Source organism: Pseudomonas sp. SIMBA_041 (assembly GCF_046535095.1).
Taxonomy (GTDB): Bacteria; Pseudomonadota; Gammaproteobacteria; order Pseudomonadales; family Pseudomonadaceae; genus Aquipseudomonas; species Aquipseudomonas mucoides.
In genome coordinates, this window is sequence record NZ_JAWRXJ010000002.1 from 593,855 (window position 1) to 613,770 (window position 19,916).

At 59.9% G+C, this 19,916-nt stretch carries 16 protein-coding genes and 1 pseudogene; 5 read left to right on the forward strand and 12 right to left on the reverse strand.

What is annotated here, in order from left to right; all coding sequences use genetic code 11:
- Positions 1–21: 21 nt before the first annotated feature.
- Positions 22–231, reverse strand: a complete 210-nt coding sequence (locus tag SB725_RS06475) for a cold-shock protein (RefSeq protein ID WP_010462862.1) — start codon at positions 229–231, stop codon at positions 22–24.
- A gap of 165 nt (positions 232–396) precedes the next feature.
- On the opposite strand from SB725_RS06475, the gene plsB reads away from it, so the two are divergent.
- The 3 genes from plsB (at position 397) to SB725_RS06490 (ending at position 4,327) form a co-directional block, all read left to right on the forward strand.
- Positions 397–2,880, forward strand: coding sequence for a glycerol-3-phosphate 1-O-acyltransferase PlsB (plsB, locus tag SB725_RS06480; protein ID WP_027924962.1), 2,484 nt, complete (start codon positions 397–399; stop codon positions 2,878–2,880).
- Between the two features lie 114 nt (positions 2,881–2,994).
- Positions 2,995–3,597: a hypothetical protein gene (locus tag SB725_RS06485; RefSeq protein ID WP_050590220.1), complete on the forward strand. Its 603-nt coding sequence runs from the start codon at positions 2,995–2,997 to the stop codon at positions 3,595–3,597.
- A gap of 40 nt (positions 3,598–3,637) precedes the next feature.
- Complete coding sequence (locus tag SB725_RS06490; protein ID WP_027924961.1) at positions 3,638–4,327, forward strand: DUF4197 domain-containing protein; 690 nt, start codon at positions 3,638–3,640, stop codon at positions 4,325–4,327.
- 98 nt (positions 4,328–4,425) lie between these two features.
- Here SB725_RS06490 and SB725_RS06495 read toward each other — a convergent pair.
- The 3 genes and pseudogenes from SB725_RS06495 to SB725_RS06505 form a co-directional block, all read right to left on the reverse strand.
- Positions 4,426–5,760, reverse strand: a pseudogene (locus SB725_RS06495) (Fic family protein); the annotation flags it as partial.
- A gap of 95 nt (positions 5,761–5,855) precedes the next feature.
- Positions 5,856–8,921, reverse strand: a complete 3,066-nt coding sequence (locus tag SB725_RS06500) for an efflux RND transporter permease subunit (RefSeq protein ID WP_027924959.1) — start codon at positions 8,919–8,921, stop codon at positions 5,856–5,858.
- A 6-nt stretch (positions 8,922–8,927) separates the two neighbouring features.
- Positions 8,928–10,028: an efflux RND transporter periplasmic adaptor subunit gene (locus tag SB725_RS06505; RefSeq protein ID WP_410921443.1), complete on the reverse strand. Its 1,101-nt coding sequence runs from the start codon at positions 10,026–10,028 to the stop codon at positions 8,928–8,930.
- A gap of 93 nt (positions 10,029–10,121) precedes the next feature.
- On the opposite strand from SB725_RS06505, the gene SB725_RS06510 reads away from it, so the two are divergent.
- Positions 10,122–10,766, forward strand: coding sequence for a TetR/AcrR family transcriptional regulator (locus tag SB725_RS06510; protein ID WP_027924957.1), 645 nt, complete (start codon positions 10,122–10,124; stop codon positions 10,764–10,766).
- Between the two features lie 118 nt (positions 10,767–10,884).
- On the opposite strand, the gene SB725_RS06515 is transcribed toward SB725_RS06510, so the two are convergent.
- On the reverse strand, positions 10,885–11,667 hold the full coding sequence (locus tag SB725_RS06515) for a class I SAM-dependent methyltransferase (protein ID WP_027924956.1): 783 nt from the start codon (positions 11,665–11,667) through the stop codon (positions 10,885–10,887).
- A gap of 93 nt (positions 11,668–11,760) precedes the next feature.
- Between SB725_RS06515 and SB725_RS06520 the strand changes: the two genes are divergently transcribed.
- On the forward strand, positions 11,761–12,381 hold the full coding sequence (locus SB725_RS06520) for a hypothetical protein (protein ID WP_027924955.1): 621 nt from the start codon (positions 11,761–11,763) through the stop codon (positions 12,379–12,381).
- 18 nt (positions 12,382–12,399) lie between these two features.
- Here SB725_RS06520 and SB725_RS06525 read toward each other — a convergent pair whose 3' ends face one another.
- From SB725_RS06525 to ppc, 7 genes are all read right to left on the reverse strand, one after another.
- Positions 12,400–13,095 (reverse strand): extensin family protein, encoded by a 696-nt coding sequence (locus SB725_RS06525; protein WP_194939937.1) that lies wholly within the window; start codon positions 13,093–13,095, stop codon positions 12,400–12,402.
- Between the two features lie 2 nt (positions 13,096–13,097).
- The gene (locus SB725_RS06530) at positions 13,098–13,919 is read right to left on the reverse strand and encodes an isocitrate lyase/phosphoenolpyruvate mutase family protein (protein ID WP_410921444.1); all 822 of its coding nucleotides are present in this window, start codon (positions 13,917–13,919) and stop codon (positions 13,098–13,100) included.
- Positions 13,920–13,953: 34 nt separating this feature from the next.
- Positions 13,954–14,814 (reverse strand): DUF72 domain-containing protein, encoded by an 861-nt coding sequence (locus tag SB725_RS06535; protein ID WP_410921445.1) that lies wholly within the window; start codon positions 14,812–14,814, stop codon positions 13,954–13,956.
- Complete coding sequence (locus SB725_RS06540; protein WP_410921446.1) at positions 14,814–15,119, reverse strand: hypothetical protein; 306 nt, start codon at positions 15,117–15,119, stop codon at positions 14,814–14,816. The genes SB725_RS06535 and SB725_RS06540 overlap by 1 nt, the downstream gene beginning before the upstream one ends.
- A 259-nt stretch (positions 15,120–15,378) precedes the next feature.
- On the reverse strand, positions 15,379–16,053 hold the full coding sequence (tsaB, locus tag SB725_RS06545; RefSeq protein ID WP_194939938.1) for a tRNA (adenosine(37)-N6)-threonylcarbamoyltransferase complex dimerization subunit type 1 TsaB: 675 nt from the start codon (positions 16,051–16,053) through the stop codon (positions 15,379–15,381).
- Between the two features lie 87 nt (positions 16,054–16,140).
- Positions 16,141–16,788, reverse strand: coding sequence for an adenylate kinase (gene adk, locus SB725_RS06550; RefSeq protein WP_027924949.1), 648 nt, complete (start codon positions 16,786–16,788; stop codon positions 16,141–16,143).
- A 288-nt stretch (positions 16,789–17,076) separates the two neighbouring features.
- Positions 17,077–19,707 (reverse strand): phosphoenolpyruvate carboxylase, encoded by a 2,631-nt coding sequence (gene ppc, locus SB725_RS06555; RefSeq protein WP_410921447.1) that lies wholly within the window; start codon positions 19,705–19,707, stop codon positions 17,077–17,079.
- Positions 19,708–19,916 lie beyond the last annotated feature (209 nt).

Here is a 19,916-nt window from a genome sequence, read left to right on the forward strand (position 1 = left end):
TGGGTGATCTGAAGATCGGGTTTACAAACCTACAACGTCCTCAGCCTGCAGCCCTTTCTCGCCGGTCACCACGGCGTATTCAACCTGCTGGCCTTCAGCCAGCGAACGGTGCCCTTCGCCGCGAATCGCGCGGTAATGCACGAACACGTCCACCCCGTCCTCGCGTTGAATAAAGCCGTAGCCCTTGGCGTCGTTGAACCACTTCACGTTGCCGGTTTCGCGCGTAGCCATGAATCAGTACCCCCTTGTTTTTATTTTGAACGGCCGAGTATATGACAGCCGTCAAAACTCTCAACTCACTTTACTTAGCCGCTTTTTTGCCGATTTTCGGTGAATACGGCACACTATCGCCCGCCCGAGCAAACGCTCGGTTTTATTCACTCACGCAGAAGCCGTATGACCCGTTCCCCGTTCCGCCGTCTTGTGTTTGGCACCCTGCGCCGACTGTTGTATCTCTGGGTTCGCTCGGAGACGATCAACCAGTCGTCGTTTACCCTCAACCTCGACCGCAGTCGTCCGGTGTTCTACGTCCTGCAAAACCCTTCGCTGACCGACCTCGCCGTGGTCGACACCGAATGCAGCAAGGCCGGCCTGCCTCGCCCGGTGTTGCCGGTTTCAGTGGGTAACCTGGTGGAACCCGCCGCGTTCTTTTACCTCACGCCAGAGCCCGACTGGCTCGGCCGTCAGGATAAACGCGGCGCGCCGCCCACCCTGACTCGCCTGGTCAGTGCCCTGAGCCAGAATGCCGCCGAAGACGCGCAGATCATTCCGGTCAGCGTGTTCTGGGGCCAGTCGCCGGACAGCGAATCGAGCCCATGGAAATTGCTCTTCGCCGACAGCTGGGCGGTCACCGGTCGCCTGCGTCGCTTGCTGAGTATCATCGTGCTCGGACGCAAGACCCGCGTGCAGTTTTCCGCGCCGATTCACCTGCGCGAGCTGATCGATCACAACAAGGGCCACGAGCGCACCGTGCGCATGGCCCAGCGGATCCTGCGGGTGCACTTCCGCAACCTCAAAGCCGCCGTCATCGGCCCGGACATTTCCCACCGGCGCAATCTGGTCAAGGGCTTGCTCAACCAGCCACTGGTCAAGCAAGCGATCCTCGACGAAGCCGAGCGCGAGAACATCTCCCCGGAGAAAGCCAAGGCCCAGGCCCTGCGCTACGGCAACGAGATAGCCTCCGACTACACCTACACCGCAATCCGCTTCATGGAAGTGGTGTTGAGCTGGTTCTGGAACAAGATTTACGACGGCATCAAGGTCAACAACATCGAAGGCGTGCAAAAGGTCGCCCCGGGTTACGAAGTGATCTACGTGCCCTGCCACCGCAGCCACATCGACTACCTGTTGCTGTCCTATCTGCTGTTCCGCAATGGCCTGACCCCGCCGCACATCGCCGCCGGGATCAACCTCAACATGCCGGGGATCGGCGGCCTGCTGCGTCGCGGTGGTGCGTTCTTCATGCGCCGCACCTTCAAGGGCAACCCGCTGTACACCTCCGTGTTCAACGAGTACCTGCACACCTTGTTTACCAAAGGTTTCCCGGTCGAATACTTCGTCGAGGGTGGCCGCTCGCGCACCGGGCGCATGTTGCAACCGAAAACCGGGATGCTCGCGATTACCCTGCGCAGCTTCCTGCGTTCGTCGCGCATGCCCATCGTGTTTGTGCCGGTGTACATCGGTTACGAGCGCGTATTGGAAGGCCGGACCTACCTCGGTGAACTGCGTGGTGCGACCAAGAAGAAAGAGTCGATCTTCGATATTTTCAAGGTCATCGGCGCGCTCAAGCAGCGCTTCGGCCAGGTGGCGGTGAACTTCGGCGAGCCGATCAAACTGGCGGAGTTCCTCGACAGCGAACAGCCGGACTGGCGCCAACAGGAACTCGGCCCGCAATTCAAACCGGCCTGGCTCAACGAAACGACTAACCGCCTCGGCGATAAAGTCGCACAGCATCTCAACGAAGCGGCAGCGATCAACCCGGTGAATCTGGTGGCGCTGGCGTTGCTGTCCACCAGCCGTCTGGCACTGGATGATCGCGCCATGGCGCGGGTGCTCGATCTATATCTGGCACTGCTGCGCAAGGTTCCGTATTCGCCGCACACCACGCTACCGGAAGGTGACGGTCGTGCGCTGATCGAGCATGTGAAGGACATGGACCTGCTGTCCGAGCAGAGCGATGCCTTGGGCAAAATTTTGTACCTGGACGAGCAGAACGCCGTCCTGATGACCTACTACCGCAACAACGTACTGCATATTTTTGCGTTGCCGGCACTGCTCGCGAGTTTTTTCCAGAGCGCTTCGCGCATGAACCGCGACCAGATCCTGCGTTACACCCGCGCACTGTATCCGTACCTGCAATCGGAACTGTTCATTCGCTGGTCCATGGATGAACTGGACGCCGTGATCGACCAATGGCTGCAAGCGTTTGTCGAACAAGGCCTGCTGCGCTTCGAAAACGATGTCTACCTGCGCCCGGCACCCAGCTCACGGCATTTCGTGCTGCTGACCTTGCTGTCCAAGAGCATCGCCCAGACCTTGCAGCGCTTCTACATGACCGTGTCCCTGCTGCTCAACAGCGGCCAGAACAGCATCAGCGCCGAGGAGCTGGAAGACTTGTGCACGGTCATGGCCCAGCGCCTGTCGATCCTCCATGGCCTGAACGCCCCGGAATTCTTCGACAAGAGCCTGTTCCGTCACTTCATCCAGACGATGCTGGACCTCGAGGTGCTCAAGCGCGACGAAGCCGGCAAGTTGAGCTATCACGAATTGCTCGGCGAACTGGCCGAAGGCGCGGCCAAACGGGTGTTGCCGGCGGAGATTCGCTTGTCGATCCGTCAGGTAGCGTTGCATCGCAGTGAAGATGCGGCGGATCAGGCTTAGTGGGATCGTCAGTAACGCCCTGACAACAACTATAAGAACAGGGACGTTCTTATAGTTGTCCGATTATGGATTAATAGATCCCTTCAAGTACCCCACCACGATATGGATATCACGATGAACTCATTAGATAACCCCACCCACTACATCACCCTGACATTGAGTTTGCCTGAAGACTTTATACCCCCTGACGGTGGCGAGGCCGAGACTTATATAAGCGTTTATACGGCAAACACTCAGGCTCTCATTAAAGTGGCGCAATCCCGTAAACCGTTGCTGTACAGCGGCCGCTGGAACTTTACGTTTGCGCACAGTTATTCCGATGTCAGCGTCAAATACCGCGTGAATGTCAGCATGACCCACAACGGTGTGCCGCTGTTGATTGATCTGGACCACTTCATTGTTGTTCACCGCGCACCACACCGCCAAACACTGCACCTGAGCCCGATCGGTCGCCTCTACATCCAGGCGCAAGAACCTCAAGCGGTGGCGCCTGAACACGCAGTGACCATTGTTGCCCATGAGCACGACAATGCGACGTTGCAACTGACTCAAGTGCATATCAGTGAACAAATGGCAGAGGCGTTTTATCTGGAATACGATCCGAACACTGTTGTGCCAGGTAAACGCTATACCCTGACGGCGATTGAAAATGGATACCGCAACTCAATCGAAGTCTATCCCGGTTCTGTTGTATTAAAACCCTTCAGCAAAGCCTGATAACCTTCACGCTCACAATAAACCGAACAAGGAAGCTGTCATGTTCCGCCCTACCCTTCGCTTCGCCGGCCTCTGCGCAGGCCTGATGATCTCTGCCAGCGCACTGGCGCTGTCGCTCAACGACCTGTCGCAAAAAGATGCCACTGGCGGCCTCAAGGATGCCCTGACCCAAGGTGCACAACTGGCGGTCAAACAACTCGGCACACCGGGTGGCTTCAGCAACAACCCTGAGGTGAAAATCGGTTTGCCGGGCAAACTCGGCAAGGTCGCCGGCAAGATGAAGCAGTTCGGCATGGGCGATCAGGTCGACGAACTGGAAGCCAGCATGAACAAAGCGGCTGAAACTGCCGTGACCCAGGCCCAGCCGATCCTCGTGGACGCGGTGAAGAAAATGAGTGTGGAAGATGCCAAGGGCATCCTCAGCGGCGGCAATGACTCGGCCACTCAATACCTGAACAAAACCAGTCGCGAACAGATCCGCACGAAGTTCCTGCCGATTGTGAAGCAAGCCACTGATCAGGTCGGCCTGGCCAAGCAATACAACACGTTCGCCGGTCAGGCGGCGACCATGGGTGTGCTGGATGCCAAGAACGCCAACGTCGAAAACTACGTGACCGAGCAAGCCCTGAACGGTTTGTTCGAGATGATCGGCAAACAGGAAGAAACCATTCGCCAGAACCCCGCGGCAGCGGCGACCAGTCTGGCGAAAAAGGTGTTTGGAACGTTGTAATTCCGAGCGCCTGAACCCTGTAGAAAAAGCCCGCTGACCTTTACGACTTCAGCGGGCTTTTCATTTAAACGGCCTCGGATGATGGATGGGGTAACGGGGGCCGCCCGTAAAAAGAATACCCACTCGCGGCCCATCTTCCGTTTCTCGAACACCTTCAGATCAACCAGCCCGTTCAAGGTCGCCGAAGCCGTGTTGTAAGAACAGTCGAGATTTTCCTTCACATTGACGGCGGTGAACTCCTTGGCCATCCCGCTCTTGGCCACTTGATAAACGGCGCGTTGCTTCTCGGTGAGCTGGTCGAAAAAGCCGGACGCCATCAACCAGCGATCAAAGCGCTCGGCGTAGGCCAGACGCTTGCGATAGACCTCGGTAAAACCGCTGACGGCCCGCAGGAGCACCGAACACTGGAAATCGATGAAGTAAGTCAGGTCCAGCTCATCGGCCTCGGTATTCAAATACGACCGCCCGTATTTCACGGGTGCGTTGCGCAACAACACGCTGATCGCGATGTAGCGAAATGCCGAGAAATCATTCTTGAACATGAACCAGTAAAACAGCGCCCGCGCAACACGACCATTGCCATCGCGGAAAGGATGCTCGTAACCCAAGGCAAAATGCAGCGCGATGCCTTTCATCAGCGGATGGAGGTAGTCCTCACGATTGATATCGTTGTGGGACTGATTGATCCACTTCGTCAGCACCTGCAAGCGTGACACCAGCCCTGCGGCGGGCGGCGGTGTATGCACGGTGTTGCCCTCACCGTCCTGCACCACCACATCATCGTTGCCTCTGAATTCACCCGGCGAATACTGCGCGTCATCAATACCCTCGACGCCAACACGGTGCATTGCAGTGATGAGTTCCACACTCAGTGGTTCATAACGCTTTTCCCAGGCAAAGTTCATCATCTGATAGTTGCCAATGACCATTCGCTCATCGGGTGTACGCGGCAGGCGATGGCGCTTAAGCATGTCCTTTGCCACCCGCGTGGTGGTGGCAGCGCCTTCGAGTTGGCTGCTGCTGATGGCTTCGTCTTCGATCAGGTCATTGAGCAGATAGCTGAAATGCGCGCGCTCACCGATCTGGTTGGTCATGTATTCCAGCGCAGCGGTGGTGGTTTGCCGATCGACTGCCGAAATGGCTTTCTGCGCCAATGGCGTCAGCACGAAGTTGCACCACTGGACCGGTTCGCCCAAGGGCAGAAGGCAGGAATATTGTGCTGTCCGGGCCTTTTTGACCAAGGCCCAGCACACTCTGGAATCCAGCCCCGGCGCCCAGCGGTAACGCAATTCATCAAATGGAAGGTAGCGCCCCTGATCATCCAGCGGCTTCAGCAGGGCCAGGTAGTCAGGGAGGCGTTCCTTGTGGGGGAATTTCATCAACAGGTCGAACACCGGATCGGTCCTGCCCGTTACAACCGGTGGCCTCTTCATGACGACTGTCTCAATACTCGTAAAACTGAGTCGTGAGTACAGCATTCAGAGTCCTCTGACTCAACATCAGAGGATTCTGAAATACATGTAGGAAGTCAGACCGGCTCTTTCTTCACCCTGAACCACGCCGCATACAACGCCGGCAAGAACAGCAACGTCAACGCCGTCGCCACGATCAGACCGCCCATGATCGCCACCGCCATCGGCCCGAAGAACACACTGCGTGACAACGGAATCATCGCCAGTACCGCCGCCAATGCAGTCAACACAATCGGGCGGAAGCGGCGCACGGTCGCCTCGATAATCGCCTGCCAGGGCTTGAGACCTGCCGCGATGTCCTGCTCGATCTGGTCCACCAGAATCACCGAGTTACGCATGATCATCCCGGACAGCGCAATGGTCCCCAGCATCGCGACAAAACCGAACGGCTGGCGAAAAACCAACAGGAACAAGGTCACGCCGATCAGCCCCAGCGGCGCGGTGAGGAACACCATCACCGTGCGCGAGAAGCTGCGCAGTTGCAGCATCAGCAACGTCAACACCACCACGATGAACAGCGGCACACCGGCCTTCACCGAGTTCTGTCCACGGGCGGAATCTTCGACCGTGCCGCCGACGTCCAGCAAGTAGCCGTCCGGCAATTCGGCGCGAATCGGATCGAGCGTCGGCATGATCTGCTGCACCAGCGTGGCAGGTTGTTCCTTGCCGTAGATGTCGGCGCGAATGGTGACGTTGGGCAGGCGATTACGGTGCCAGATGATGCCTTCTTCGAAGCCGTATTCCAGCGTCGCGATCTGCGACAGTGCAACGCTGCGGCCATTGTCGGTCGGCACGGCCAGGCTAGGCAGCAACGACAGTTCGGTGCGTTCGTGCAAGGTGCCGCGCAGCAGGATTTCGATCAACTCGTTGTCTTCGCGGTACTGGCTGACGCTGGAACCGGTCAGGGAACTTTGCAGGAACTTCGACAGGTTCGCCGTGCTCACGCCCAGCGCTCGGGCGCGGTCCTGATCGACGTTCAGGTACACCACTTTGCTCGGTTCTTCCCAGTCCAGGTGGACGTTGGCAACGTGCGGATTCTCGCGAACCTTGGCCGCCACTTTACGGGCCAGGGCGCGGACTTCGTCGATGTGCTCGCCGGTCACCCGGAACTGCACCGGATAGCCTACTGGAGGCCCGTTTTCAAGACGCGTGACCCGCCCACGCAGGGCCGGGAATTGTTCGTTGAGGGTTTCGATCAGCCAGGTGCGCAGGCTTTCGCGATCCTCGATGGTCTTGGCCAGGACCACCACTTGCGCGAAGCTCGCCGCCGGCAGTTGCTGATCCAGTGGCAGGTAGAAACGCGGTGAACCGGTGCCGACGTAGGCCACATAGTTGTCGATACCGGCGCGGTCCTTCAGCAAGGCTTCCAGGCGTTTGACTTCGTCGGCGGTGTTGCTCAGGGAGGCGCCTTCGGCCAGTTTCAGATCGACCATCAGCTCCAGCCGCCCCGACGCCGGGAAAAACTGTTGCGGCACGAAACGGAACAGCATGACCGAGGCAACAAACATCATGATCGTCAGCACGATCACCGTTTTGCGTCGCCGTACGCACCATTCCACCAAACGTCTGACCCGCTCATAGAACGGCGTGCCATAAGGGTCGGGCTGATCCGTGCCGTGTTTCGCCGCATGAATTTTCGCCAGATCCGGCAGGAGTTTTTCCCCCAGGTACGGCACAAACACTACCGCAGCGACCCACGAGGCCAGCAGCGCGATGGTCACCACCTGGAAGATCGAGCGGGTGTATTCGCCGGTGCTCGATTGCGCGGTAGCAATCGGCAGGAAGCCGGCGGCGGTGATCAGCGTACCGGTGAGCATCGGGAACGCCGTACTGGTCCAGGCATAACTGGCTGCCTTGATACGGTCGAAGCCCTGCTCCATTTTGATCGCCATCATTTCCACGGCGATGATCGCGTCGTCCACTAGCAGGCCCAGCGCCAGCACCAGCGCGCCGAGGGAAATCTTGTGCAGGCCGATGCCGAGGTAATACATGCAGGCAAAGGTCATTGCCAGCACCAGCGGAATCGCCAGTGCGACCACCATGCCAGTGCGCATGCCAAGTGAGAAGAAGCTCACCAGCAACACAATCGCCAAGGCTTCGACCAGCACCTGAATGAATTCGCCGACCCCGGTTTTCACCGCGGCGGGCTGGTCCGACACTTTGCGCAATTGCATCCCGGCCGGGAGGTTGTTCTGGATGCGGTCGAACTCTTTTTCCAGTGCCTCACCCAGCACCAGAATGTCGCCGCCATCCTTCATCGCCACGGCCAGACCGATAGCATTTTCGGCCATGAAGCGCATACGCGGTGCGGGAGGATCGTTAAAACCGCGGCGAACGTCGGCCACATCGGAAATGCGGAACGTGCGATCACCGACGCGAATCGGGAAGTTCTTGATCTCATCGACCGTCTGAAAATTCCCCGAGACCCGTAGCTGCAATCGCTCACTGGTGGTTTCGAAGAACCCGGCCGTCGACACCGCATTCTGTTCTTCAAGCGCTTGCTGCACGGCGGCCAATGGCAAGCCAAGGGTGGCGAGTTTGACGTTGGACAGCTCGATCCAGATCTTCTCGTCCTGCAGCCCGAGCAAGTCGACCTTGCCCACATCCTTGACCCGTTGCAGCTGGATCTGAATGCGGTCGGCGTAGTCCTTCAACACCGCGTAATCAAAACCGTCGCCGGTCAGGGCGTAGATGTTGCCGAAGGTGGTGCCGAACTCATCGTTGAAAAACGGCCCCTGAATGCCCGGCGGCAAGGTGTAGCGGATGTCGCTGATCTTCTTGCGGACCTGATACCAGAGTTCGGGAATGTCCTTGGAATGCATGGCATCGCGCGCGACAAAGGTGACCTGGGACTCACCCGGACGGGAGAACGAGACGATGCGCTCGTACTCGCCGGTTTCCATCAGTTTCTTTTCGATGCGTTCAGTGACCTGACGCGACACTTCTTGAGCCGTAGCCCCCGGCCAGTTGGTACGAATCACCATGGCCTTGAAAGTAAACGGCGGGTCTTCGCTTTGACCGAGCTTGGTGTAGGAAAGCGCACCGACGACGGCCAGCAAGAGCATCAGGAACAGTACGATCTGGCGATTACGCAACGCCCATTCGGAAAGGTTGAAGCGCATCGGGAATTACTCCTTGTCCGCCAGATTGACCACGCGGTTGGAGCGATCCACCGGACACACTTGCTGCCCGTCGTGAAGCACATGGACACCGGCGGCCACTACCCAGTCGCTGGCGTTCAGGCCTTCGAGCACAGTCACGGTTTTCTCGCCAAACGGACCGACCCGCACCGGGGCTTTTTTCAGGGTGTTGTTGGCCCCGAGCACCCACACATAGGTCGCGCCGTTTTCCGCGGTGACCGCCGATAACGGCACCGACAGCGCGATGGTTTCTGCCGTCTGGATAAACACCCGGGCGCTTTGGCCAAGCTCCGCCGGGACTTTGCCGGCGGTAAACGCGATGCGGGCGGCGAAGGTGCGCGATTTTGGATCGGCGGCGGGCGACAGTTCGCGGATGCGGCCGGCGAAGCGCTGATCCGGTTGGGTCCAGAGTTCTACCGACACGGGCTGACCGACCTTGAAGCGGCCGAAACTCTGTTCCGGCAGGCTGATCAGCACTTCACGTTCGCCATCGGTGGCGAGGGTGAACACGGTTTGCCCGGCGGCCACCACTTGCCCGACTTCCACGGCCCGCTTGGCCACGACGCCATCCTGGGGCGCGCGCAGTACCGCGTAGCTCGCCTGATTGGTCGAGACATTGAATTCGGCTTTGATTTGCTTGAGGCGGGCTTCACCGGACCGGTAAAGGTTTTCGGCATTGTCGTACTGTGAATGGCTGACCATCTGACGGTCCATCAGGGTCTTGTAGCGATCCCGCTCGGTGCGCACCAGGCTCAGATTGGCCTCGGCGGCGGCGACCTGCGCGCGGGTGGCTTCCAGTTGCAGGCGTACGTCTTGAGGGTCGAGCTCGGCCAGAGGCTGGTCAGCCTTGACGCGCTGCCCTTCCTCGACCAGTCGTCGGCTGACTTTGCCGCCAATGCGAAACGCCAGATCCGGTTCATAGCGAGCCCGCACTTCACCGGGATAGCTTTCCATCGCCTGCGCCGAAGGCTCTGGCTGGACCACCATGGCCGGACGAAGGGTGACTTGCGGCGCCTCTTCGTGACCACACGCCGTCAAAAAAAACGCCAGACTGACTGGCAACGCGAGGGACAAGGCATAGCGGAACATGGTGAACGACCTTTCGCTAATGGTGCTTGGAATAATTATACTGAGCAGTATGGTATTAATAGCAAACTCACCAGTCCAGTATTAAAGCGGAATATGTCGAACAATCTTTCAGCACCCAGCGGTCCGGGCCGCCCCAAGGATCTGGCCAAGCGCCAGGCCATCCTCGATGCGGCTAAAATTCTGTTTGTGAGCAAGGGTTACGCGAACACCAGCATGGATGCCGTGGCGGCTGAGGCGGGCGTGTCCAAGCTGACGGTCTACAGCCACTTCAACGACAAGGAAACGCTGTTCTCCGCCGCCGTGGTCGCCAAGTGCGAAGAGCAACTGCCGCCGCTGTTTTTCGAACTGGCGGATGGGGTTGCGGTTGAAACGGTGCTGCTGAATATCGCGCACGGCTTTCATCAGCTGATCAACAGCGACGAATCCGTGAACCTGCACCGCCTGATGATCACCCTCGGCAGCCAGGACCCGAAACTCTCGCTGATCTTTTTCGAGGCCGGGCCGCAACGCATGCTGGATGGCATGGAGCGGTTGCTGACCAAGGTTGATCAAAGCGGTGTGCTGAGCATTGATAAACCGCGTAATGCGGCTGAGCATTTCTTCTGCTTGCTCAAGGGCGGGGGCAATTTTCGGTTGCTGTATGGCTGCGGCGGGCCGGTGACCGGGGAGGCGGCCGAAGACCATGTGCAGGAAGTGGTGGGGTTGTTTATGCGGGCTTATCGGCCGCAGACAGCCTGATAGAAATGGGGTGACTGGTCTGGCCCCATCGCGAGCAAGCTCGCTCCCACAGGGGATCTCTGGTGTTGCACAGATCCAATGTGGGAGCGATCTTGCTCGCGATGGGAGCGACTCGGTCTCAGGGCTTGAGCGCTTTCTTCGGATAAATGTCATACCGGCTGGATTTCCCGTCCAGCGCATGACTCGGCTTCGGCCCTGCAATGCACGGCGCCTTGCGCGGCCGCTTGACCACTACCCGGTGGCTGGCCAACGCCAATGCGGCCTCCAACAATGCCGGCGCATCCGGGTCATCGCCCACCAACGGCCGGAACAAGCGCATTTCCTTCTTCACCAACGCGGTTTTCTCGCGATGGGGAAACATCGGGTCGAGGTAGATCACCTGCGGCGGCTCACCCTCCCAGTTACGCATCACTTCAATCGAATTGCCCTTGAGCAAACGCATGCGCGCCACGATGGGAGCCACGTCGAAATCTTCCGCGCCGCGCGCCAGGCCATCCTCCAGCAGGGCGCCGATCAGCGGCTGACGCTCGATCAGGCTCATCTCGCAGCCCAGGCTCGCCAGCACGAACGCATCCTTGCCGAGGCCCGCCGTGGCATCCAGAACACGCGGACGCACGCCCTGCGCGATGCCAACAGCCTTGGCGATCATCTGTCCCGTGCCGCCACCGAACAACCGGCGATGCGCCGCCCCGCCTTCGACGAAGTCCACCCGCACCGGCCCCGGCGCATCCGCCCCGAGTTGTTGCAGCTGCAAGCCTTGCTCGCCAACCTGCAAGGCGAACTCGCCATCATCCACCTGCAACGGCAAGCCCAGGCGCTCGGCCCATTGCTCGGCCTGGGGCTGAAAGGTCGTGCCCAGGGCCTCGACATGGATGCGGCAAACTGCCGGTTGATCAATCATCGGAAAACACGCTCAAAAAATTAATGATCGGCAAAAACGGCCGATAACAAAACTAACGGGCATTTTGCCAGAGCTGAGCGTCGACCGAGAGAAATGTCAGACTTTCAACCCACAATCACAGGTTTTATCTCGCCCTACGGCGATTACAACCTGCGAAACACCCAGGCGTTGGGCGGTGTCAGTCACCTGTGGCAAGATTTTTTTGCCCGGGCGCTGGCCGATCAGCCAGGTGATGGGGTTCCCGAGTCGCTCAAGTTTCCACCGGTCGATCTCGACAGCCCGGTCGAGCCCACCGTCGGCAGCGATCTGCTGGCACACATCGTCTCCCAGCGCGAATGCAATGTGACGGATACCGTGGTCCGCCCACCGGAGCCACTGTTTTTGCCGATTGCCGAGTTCGAAATGGACCTGGCCGACAAACCGGCGCCACCGTTCCCACCGGAAGAAATCGTCGCTCAGCAAAAACAACAGGACTTCGAAAGCGGCTGGGTTCGCCCTATCGTGCTCACCGCCGGTCAACCCGTGCCGGAAGCCGGCCCGGCGCCACAACCACGTCCGCTGCACCTGCCGATCGCCGAATTCGAGATGGACCTGCTGGACAAACCGTTCCCACCATTCTCCCCCGAAGAGCTGGTGGAACAACAGAAACAACTCGACTTCGATAATGGCTGGGCTCGCCCGATCGTTCTGCAAAACCTGCGCATCGCCGCCTGATCCTTCAATAACAGGCCATCAGCGACACACCCACCACGGCCCGGCATCCACATGAAAATGATTGTGATGGGCGGCGTTGTAATCCGGGCTCAACACCACACTGAACAGGTCGCACGCACCGTCGCGGACCTGACGCAGAAAACGCGCGTCCTGATTATCTTTTGGCCAATCCTTGAGCACGCTGACAGTTCGCCCATCCGCGAGGCGGAAACCGGCAATGTCCAGGGCATTGGCCGACGCGTGCTGACTGAGCCTGCCCTTGTCGCGGTTATACACATTGCGACAGGCAAAACTGCCCAGATGCTCGACTCGCGTCACCGCCAGCCCGTAAACCGCCTGCGCCGCGGGTTGCAGGACATGCCGGTCGAACAGCGCGAACGACACCGCGAGGCGGCAACTGGCAAGGAAGCTGCTGCTCAGGGCCACTTCGCCACCCTGCACACGCAACGTGTTGATCAGCGGGCATGTGGCGTCGGGACTGTCGGCTTGGCGAGTCACGCGCAATCCGGAATTGCTCAGGGCCTGATCGCACAACTGTGGGTCATCGCTCAAGCGCATCAACTTGTAGCGGGTCAGCAGATTCGGTTCGGCGTTTACGTCCAGTGGCGCCCAAGGGTTCCACGGTGGCGGCAGGGAGACCCAACCGCGCCAGACACTCAAGCCTGACGCGCCAATGAGCACCAGCATCAACAACAGCCATCCCCTCAACCGCATCGTCAGCCTTTGAACAGTAGATTAGCCTTCGCGTACGGCATGGAGCGCGAGGTAAACCCGAACGAGCCGGAAGTCTTGATCTCTTCAGCCGCCCGGAAAAATTCGCCATACGCCGCCAACGCGAGGGCCGATCCGACGCTGATGCGCTTGACGCCCATTTCGCTCAACTGCTCGACCGTCAACTTGAGCCCGCCGGACATCAACACATTGACCGGTTTGGGCGCCACGGCACGGACCACCGCCAATACCTCTTCGGCACTGCGCAGCCCCGGCGCATAGAGCACGTCGGCACCGGCCTCGGCGAACGCCTGCAAGCGGCGAAGGGTGTCGGCAAGATCAGGATTGCCGTGCAGAAAATTCTCGGCGCGCGCGGTCAGCATGAAGGGGAACGGTAAACTGCGCGCTGCCGCCACCGCCGCTTCAACCCGCGCCACGGCATGTTCGAAGCAGTAGATCGGCGCCGCTTCACGGCCCGTCGCATCTTCGATAGAGCCGCCAACCGCACCGGCCTCAGCTGCGCGCAAAATACTCTGGGCGCACTGGACGGGGTCGTCGGCAAAACCGTTTTCCAGGTCCACCGCCACCGGCAGATCAGTGGCCGCGACAATCGCCCGGACATTCGCCAGCGTATCGTCGAGAGTCAATGCGCCATCCGGGCGCGCATTGGAAAAAGCGTAGCCGGCACTGGTGGTTGCCAGCGCCTCGAACCCGAGGCTGGCTAGCATCTTCGCCGAGCCGGCGTCCCACGGGTTGGGAATGACAAAAGCCCCGTCGCGTTCGTGCAGCGCTTTGAACGCCTGGGCTCGAAGGGTTTGCGCATCCATTGGGCAGACTCCTGAAAAGGGGGACGAATCCGCCTCAGAGCAAGCCAAGTTGTTCTGCTGCGGGTTCTCTGTATAGCTCAGGCAGCGGCGGCAGGCCAGGCAAACGCAGCATCAGTTGTGCGTGAAAACGTTGCGCCAGCCTGGCGGCCAGCAGGTTGTCGGCGGTGTGCAGGAAGATGTAAGGCGTGCGCCCCTCTTCGATCCACGTGGCGATTTTTTCGACCCACGGCTGCAGGAACGGATCGTTGGCTTCCAGCTGAGGATGGCCGATGAAACGCACCTGCGGGAACTGGGTGAACGCCGCCGGGCGTGGCGGCACTTTGGGCTTTTTCGATTGGGCGTGGAGCACCGAGGGATCGGTCGACGTGCAGCTGAACAGCGCACGCGGATCAAGGCAGATCCGTTCGACACCGCGATCCAGCAGCAGGCGATTGAGCATGCGCTCGGCATCACCCTTGGCAAAAAACGCATCGTGGCGCACTTCGATGGCCAGCGGGTGATCTAGCGCATCAATGAACGCGGCCAGTTCGGGCAATCGCTGCGGCGTGAAACTTTTCGACAATTGCAGCCACAACGGCGAAACCCGCTCACCCAAGGGGTGGAGCAATTGCACAAAGGTTTCGGCGGCGGTCAGTTGCTCGCGCAGGTCACCGCCATGGCTGATATCGCCAGGAAACTTGGCGGTGAAACGAAAGTGTTCGGGCATGGCCTCGGCCCAGCGCTCGACAGTGGACGCAGCCGGGCTCGCGTAGAAAGTCGTGTTGCCTTCTACGGCGTTGAATACTTGGGTATAGAGATTTAGAAATTCGGAGGATTTCGCGTCTGGCGGATAGAGATAATCGCGCCAGGCGTTTTCACTCCAGGACGGGCAGCCGAGGTAGTAAGGCAGTCGCATCAGATGTACAGGTCAAGACCCAGCACATCCGTATCCCAATCGACAAAAGTGGCCGTGCTCAGGTAGCTGGCGAGTGCCGTGGCGGCGCTTTTGCTCATGGCGCGGTGGTAGATCATGTCTTGCTGGCGCGCCGGCAGATTGCTCAGGCGTTGCGCCGAGGCTTTGGCGGCACGGGCAGCCATTTGCTCTTCGGACGGAATTTCCAGCTCACCGTCGATATCGACGTAATCGTCTTCCGCCACAGGGCCTTTGCGAGGCTTGCGCTTGATGGGGTAGGACTGAGAGGAAACGCCGTCTATACGCATGAGTACATGTCCGGTATCAATGATGGCAGTTTAGTGGCGCATTGAACGCTTCGCAAACCGCTTGGTGATAACTAGAACACAGAATCGGGAAAAGGTTTAAAAGCTGGGGGTATAAATCGACGATTGGCTGCGCTGGGTAGATCGCCATCGCGGGCAAGCCACGCTCCCACAGGATTTGGGTGGTTCACAACGTCTGCAGCTGGCTCAAAACTCTGGGAGCGTGGCTTGCCCGCGATTGGACCTACTCGATACCGAGAAATCAACGCGCCTTAGGCGTCGCCACTTTATCGCGCAGATAAACCGGCTGAGCCTCATCCGCCACAATCGCCTCACCCCGCTCCCAGGCAAAACGCGCCAGGGTCAGCAGGTCTTCGGCATGCGGCAACATGCCCGCGTCCTGCCCGGTCAGGTTCACGGCAATGCGCTCGGCATACCCCCAACCCGTGCCCGCGCCAAACCATTCGCCACTGGCATCCGTCGGCAACGCCGCCACTTCCGGCGGCAACACGGCTTCATTGCCCACCAGGCGCATCTCCCCCGCCGTTTCGCGGTAGCAGCCCCAATACACTTCATCCATCCGCGCATCGATGGCGGACGCCACCTGGCTCACACCGTGTTCACGGTACGCGCGTTGCGCCAGCACGGCCAGGTTCGACACCGGCAACACCGGGCGATCCAGCGCAAATGCCAAGCCCTGGACCACGCCAATGGCAATCCGCACACCGGTAAACGCGCCCGGCCCACGGCCAAACGCGATGGCATCGACTGCTTGCAGCGTGGTCCCGGCATCGGCAAGCAATTGCTGGATCATCGGCAACAGCTTCTGCGCATGGAGGCGCGGGATCACCTCGTAATGGCTCGTGACTTTGCCGTCATGCAGCAAGGCAACGGAGCAAGCTTCAGTCGCGGTGTCCAGGGCCAGCAAGGTGCTCATCGATGTTTCCGTAAGAGAGGTCAGAAAAAGTGCGCCAGTATAAACAACTACGGCCCGCAAGCGGGCCGTAGAAGATGAAGCGTTTTTTTAGCTCAGTGCTTCAAGCACTTTACCGGTGATCGCTTCAACCGAGCCAACACCTTCAACGTGGCTGTACTTCGGTTTGCCTTGAGCGGCGGACAGCTCCTGGTAAAACTTCACCAGAGGTTCGGTCTGGGCGTGATAGACCGACAGGCGATGACGCACGGTTTCTTCGGTGTCGTCTTTGCGCTGTACCAGCTCGTCGCCGGTGATGTCGTCTTTACCGGCAATTTTCGGCGGATTGTAGACGATGTGGTACACGCGGCCGCTGGCCTCGTGAACACGACGGCCGGCGATACGCTGAACGATGTCTTCGTCTTTGACGTCGATTTCCAGCACGTGGTCCAGTTCGACACCGGCCTTCACCAGGGCTTCAGCCTGAGGAATGGTGCGCGGGAAACCGTCGAACAGGAAACCGTTGGCGCAATCGGCCTGGCTGATGCGTTCCTTGACCAGGTTGATGATCAGGTCATCGGAGACCAGACCGCCGCTGTCCATGACGCTCTTGGCGATCAGGCCCAGCTCGGTGCCGGCCTTGACGGCTGCACGCAACATGTCGCCAGTGGAGATTTGCGGAATGCCGAATTTCTCGGTGATGAACTTAGCCTGAGTACCTTTACCGGCCCCGGGAGCTCCCAGCAGAATGACGCGCATCGATGTGCTCCTCAATTTTTTATATGGATAACGTCAGATTCGCCTCGTGGGGCCAATCTCAAAAATAGGGTCGTGGCCGCCCAAACGGCCAAAGGCTGATCAAGATACACAGCAGGCCCGGACCACACAAGCCGCCGAAAGTCGGAGAAACCGCTGCCTGACGTGACCTTTTGATGGAGTGCCCCAAGTCGCAACCCCATCATTAACTGTCGCCTGACCGACCTTTTCCGGCCCTCGCCCACAGGCACCCGACGCCTGCGCCGAGTGCCTCGCCCCACGGCAAAAACCTTAGCCGGTATTTCGCAAACCGGCGGCAATCCCCGCCACAGACACCAGCAACGCCTGTTCTACCGGGCTGCCTTGGGCCACATCCTGTTGTCGCGAACGGGCCAGCAACTCCGCCTGCAATAGATGAAGCGGGTCGAGGTAGGTGTTGCGCAACCGGATGAATTCGAGGGTGTCTGGGCTATGTGCCAGTAGCTGCGACTGACCAGTCAACCCAAGCACCACGGCACACGCCTGCGACAATAGGTCGCGTAAGTGCACACCTAAAGGAAGCAAATCCGGCTCGACCAGACGCTCATCGTAGGATTGGGCGATATCTGCATCCGCTTTGGCCAGGACCATTTCCAGCATGTCGATGCGGGTGCGGAAGAACGGCCATTGCTCGCGCATCTGCCCCAACAACTCGCCTTCACCGCGCTCAAGCGCCTTGCTCAACGCGGCTTCCCAGCCGAGCCAGGCCGGCAACATCAGGCGCGTTTGAGTCCAGCCGAAGATCCACGGAATCGCGCGCAGACTTTCGATTCCGCCGGCGCGGCGTTTGGCCGGGCGACTGCCCAGCGGCAAGCGGCCCAATTCCTGTTCCGGCGTCGACTGGCGGAAATACTCGACGAATTGCGGGTTCTCACGCACCACGGCGCGGTACGCCTTGACCCCATCGGCGGCCAATTCGTCCATCAAATGGCGCCACGCAGGCTCTGGTGGCGGCGGTGGCAGCAGGGTCGCTTCCAGCACTGCGGCCAGGTACAGATTAAGGTTTTGCTCAGCGATGTCCGGCAGGCCGAATTTGAAACGAATCATTTCCCCTTGCTCGGTGGTACGGAAACGCCCGGCGACCGAACCCGGCGGCTGCGACAGAATCGCCGCGTGCGCCGGACCACCGCCACGCCCCACGGTGCCGCCGCGACCGTGGAACAACAGCAGTTCCACTTGCTGCTCGCGGCAGATGTCGACCAAGCGTTCCTGTGCCCGATATTGCGCCCAGGCCGCCGCTGTCGTCCCCGCATCCTTGGCCGAGTCGGAGTAGCCGATCATCACTTCCTGCGGGCCTTGCAAGCGCGAACGATAACCCGGTAGCAGCAACAGCTTTTCAATCACAGGGCCGGCGTTGTCGAGGTCCGCGAGGGTTTCGAACAGCGGCACCACGCGCATTGGCCGCAGCACGCCCGCCTCTTTGAGCAGCAGTTGCACCGCGAGCACGTCGGAGGCGGCACCGGCCATGGAGATCACATAAGAACCCAGTGAAGCGCCGGGGGCGGCGGCGATTTCCCGGCAGGTCGCCAGTACTTCGGCGGTATCGGCAGAGGGTTTGAAATACGCCGGCAGCAACGGTCGACGGTTGTTCTGCTCGCGCATCAGGAAGGCGATGCGCTCCTCCTCGCTCCAGTCTTCGTAACGTCCGAGGCCCAGATAATCGGTGATTTCGGTCATGGCGGCGGTATGCCGCGAGGCGTCCTGACGCACATCGAGGCGCATCAGGAACAGGCCGAACGTCACTGCCCGACGCAGGCAATCGAGCAGCGGACCGTCGGCGATCACGCCCATGCCGCACTCATGCAGCGACTGATAGCAGAGCTCCAGCGGATCGAGCAGGTCACGGTTGTTTTGCAGCACATCGGCCGGTGCCGGGGTGGTCGTCGTCAAAGAGGCGTGCGCCCAATTGCGCGTGGCACGCAGACGTTCACGCAACTGTTTGAGCACCGCGCGATACGGTTCGGCACTGTCTCCGGCCTTGGCTTTCAAGGCTTCGCTGGCCTGCTGCATCGACAGTTCCGCCGCCAGGTGATCGACGTCGCGCACGTACAAATCGGCGGCCATCCAGCGCGCCAGCAGCAACACTTCACGGGTCACGGCAGCGGTCACGTTGGGGTTGCCGTCGCGGTCGCCGCCCATCCACGAGGCGAAACGAATCGGCGCGGCCTCCAGCGGCAAGTGCAGGCCGGTGGCGTCAAACAGGGCTTTATCGGCCTTGCGCAGGTAATTGGGGATCGCCTGCCACAGCGAATGTTCGATCACCGCGAAGCCCCATTTGGCTTCATCAACAGGTGTCGGGCGGGTGCGGCGGATTTCTTCGGTGTGCCAGGCTTCAGCGATCAGGCGCTGCAATTTCGCCTGGATCTGCTCGCGCTCGGCCGGGGTCAGGTCGCGGTGGTCTTGCGCGGCCAGTTGCGCGGCAATCGCGTCGTACTTCTGGATCAGCGTGCGGCGCGCCACTTCGGTCGGGTGCGCGGTCAGTACCAGTTCGATTTCCAGTCGCCCCAATTGCCGGGCCAAAGCGTCAGCGCTGTGGCCCTCGGCGCGCAGGCGAGCGAGCAGTTCCGGCAACACGCGGGCCTCAAAAGGCGCGGGCTGCGACGCTTCGCGGCGGTGAATCAGCTGATATTGCTCGGCGATGTTGGCCAGGTTGAGAAACTGGTTGAACGCCCGCGCCACCGGCAGCAACTCGTCTTCGCTCAATTGGTTGAGGCTGGCGCTCAGTTCGGCATTCATGGAACCGCGGCGGTCGGCCTTGGCACCCTTGCGGATCTGCTCGATCTTGTCGAGAAAACCGTCCCCGTACTGTTCACGAATGGTGTTGCCCAACAACTCACCCAACAGGTGAACGTCTTCGCGCAAGCGTGCATCAATATCGGTCATCAGCAGTTCTCCAGCAAAAAATCCGGGCGGCCATGAACATCATGCTTTGACCCCAAGAGTGCCGCCGTAAAGCCGTTCTTACAAGCAAACGACGAAGGGACTTTAAACCCGGCGCGCAGAAGCTAGTCTGAAGAGGAAGCCGCACAACGGCTTTCGCCGGCCACTGCCGGACACTGAAACGGCCTGCCACGAGCAGGAACGCATTGAGG

What these genes read in the sequence shown, in the direction of transcription:
- SB725_RS06505 (WP_410921443.1), bottom strand. Translation starts at nt 10,028, where the DNA reads ATGTTCCGCTATGCCTTGTCCCTCGCGTTGCCAGTCAGTCTGGCGTTT.
- ppc (WP_410921447.1), bottom strand. Translation starts at nt 19,707, where the DNA reads ATGACCGATATTGATGCACGCTTGCGCGAAGACGTTCACCTGTTGGGT.
- SB725_RS06510 (WP_027924957.1), top strand. Translation starts at nt 10,122, where the DNA reads ATGTCGAACAATCTTTCAGCACCCAGCGGTCCGGGCCGCCCCAAGGAT.
- SB725_RS06520 (WP_027924955.1), top strand. Translation starts at nt 11,761, where the DNA reads ATGTCAGACTTTCAACCCACAATCACAGGTTTTATCTCGCCCTACGGC.
- SB725_RS06515 (WP_027924956.1), bottom strand. Translation starts at nt 11,667, where the DNA reads ATGATTGATCAACCGGCAGTTTGCCGCATCCATGTCGAGGCCCTGGGC.
- SB725_RS06525 (WP_194939937.1), bottom strand. Translation starts at nt 13,095, where the DNA reads ATGCGGTTGAGGGGATGGCTGTTGTTGATGCTGGTGCTCATTGGCGCG.
- tsaB (WP_194939938.1), bottom strand. Translation starts at nt 16,053, where the DNA reads ATGAGCACCTTGCTGGCCCTGGACACCGCGACTGAAGCTTGCTCCGTT.
- SB725_RS06540 (WP_410921446.1), bottom strand. Translation starts at nt 15,119, where the DNA reads ATGCGTATAGACGGCGTTTCCTCTCAGTCCTACCCCATCAAGCGCAAG.
- SB725_RS06535 (WP_410921445.1), bottom strand. Translation starts at nt 14,814, where the DNA reads ATGCGACTGCCTTACTACCTCGGCTGCCCGTCCTGGAGTGAAAACGCC.
- SB725_RS06530 (WP_410921444.1), bottom strand. Translation starts at nt 13,919, where the DNA reads ATGGATGCGCAAACCCTTCGAGCCCAGGCGTTCAAAGCGCTGCACGAA.
- SB725_RS06490 (WP_027924961.1), top strand. Translation starts at nt 3,638, where the DNA reads ATGTTCCGCCCTACCCTTCGCTTCGCCGGCCTCTGCGCAGGCCTGATG.
- adk (WP_027924949.1), bottom strand. Translation starts at nt 16,788, where the DNA reads ATGCGCGTCATTCTGCTGGGAGCTCCCGGGGCCGGTAAAGGTACTCAG.
- SB725_RS06500 (WP_027924959.1), bottom strand. Translation starts at nt 8,921, where the DNA reads ATGCGCTTCAACCTTTCCGAATGGGCGTTGCGTAATCGCCAGATCGTA.
- plsB (WP_027924962.1), top strand. Translation starts at nt 397, where the DNA reads ATGACCCGTTCCCCGTTCCGCCGTCTTGTGTTTGGCACCCTGCGCCGA.
- SB725_RS06485 (WP_050590220.1), top strand. Translation starts at nt 2,995, where the DNA reads ATGAACTCATTAGATAACCCCACCCACTACATCACCCTGACATTGAGT.
- SB725_RS06475 (WP_010462862.1), bottom strand. Translation starts at nt 231, where the DNA reads ATGGCTACGCGCGAAACCGGCAACGTGAAGTGGTTCAACGACGCCAAG.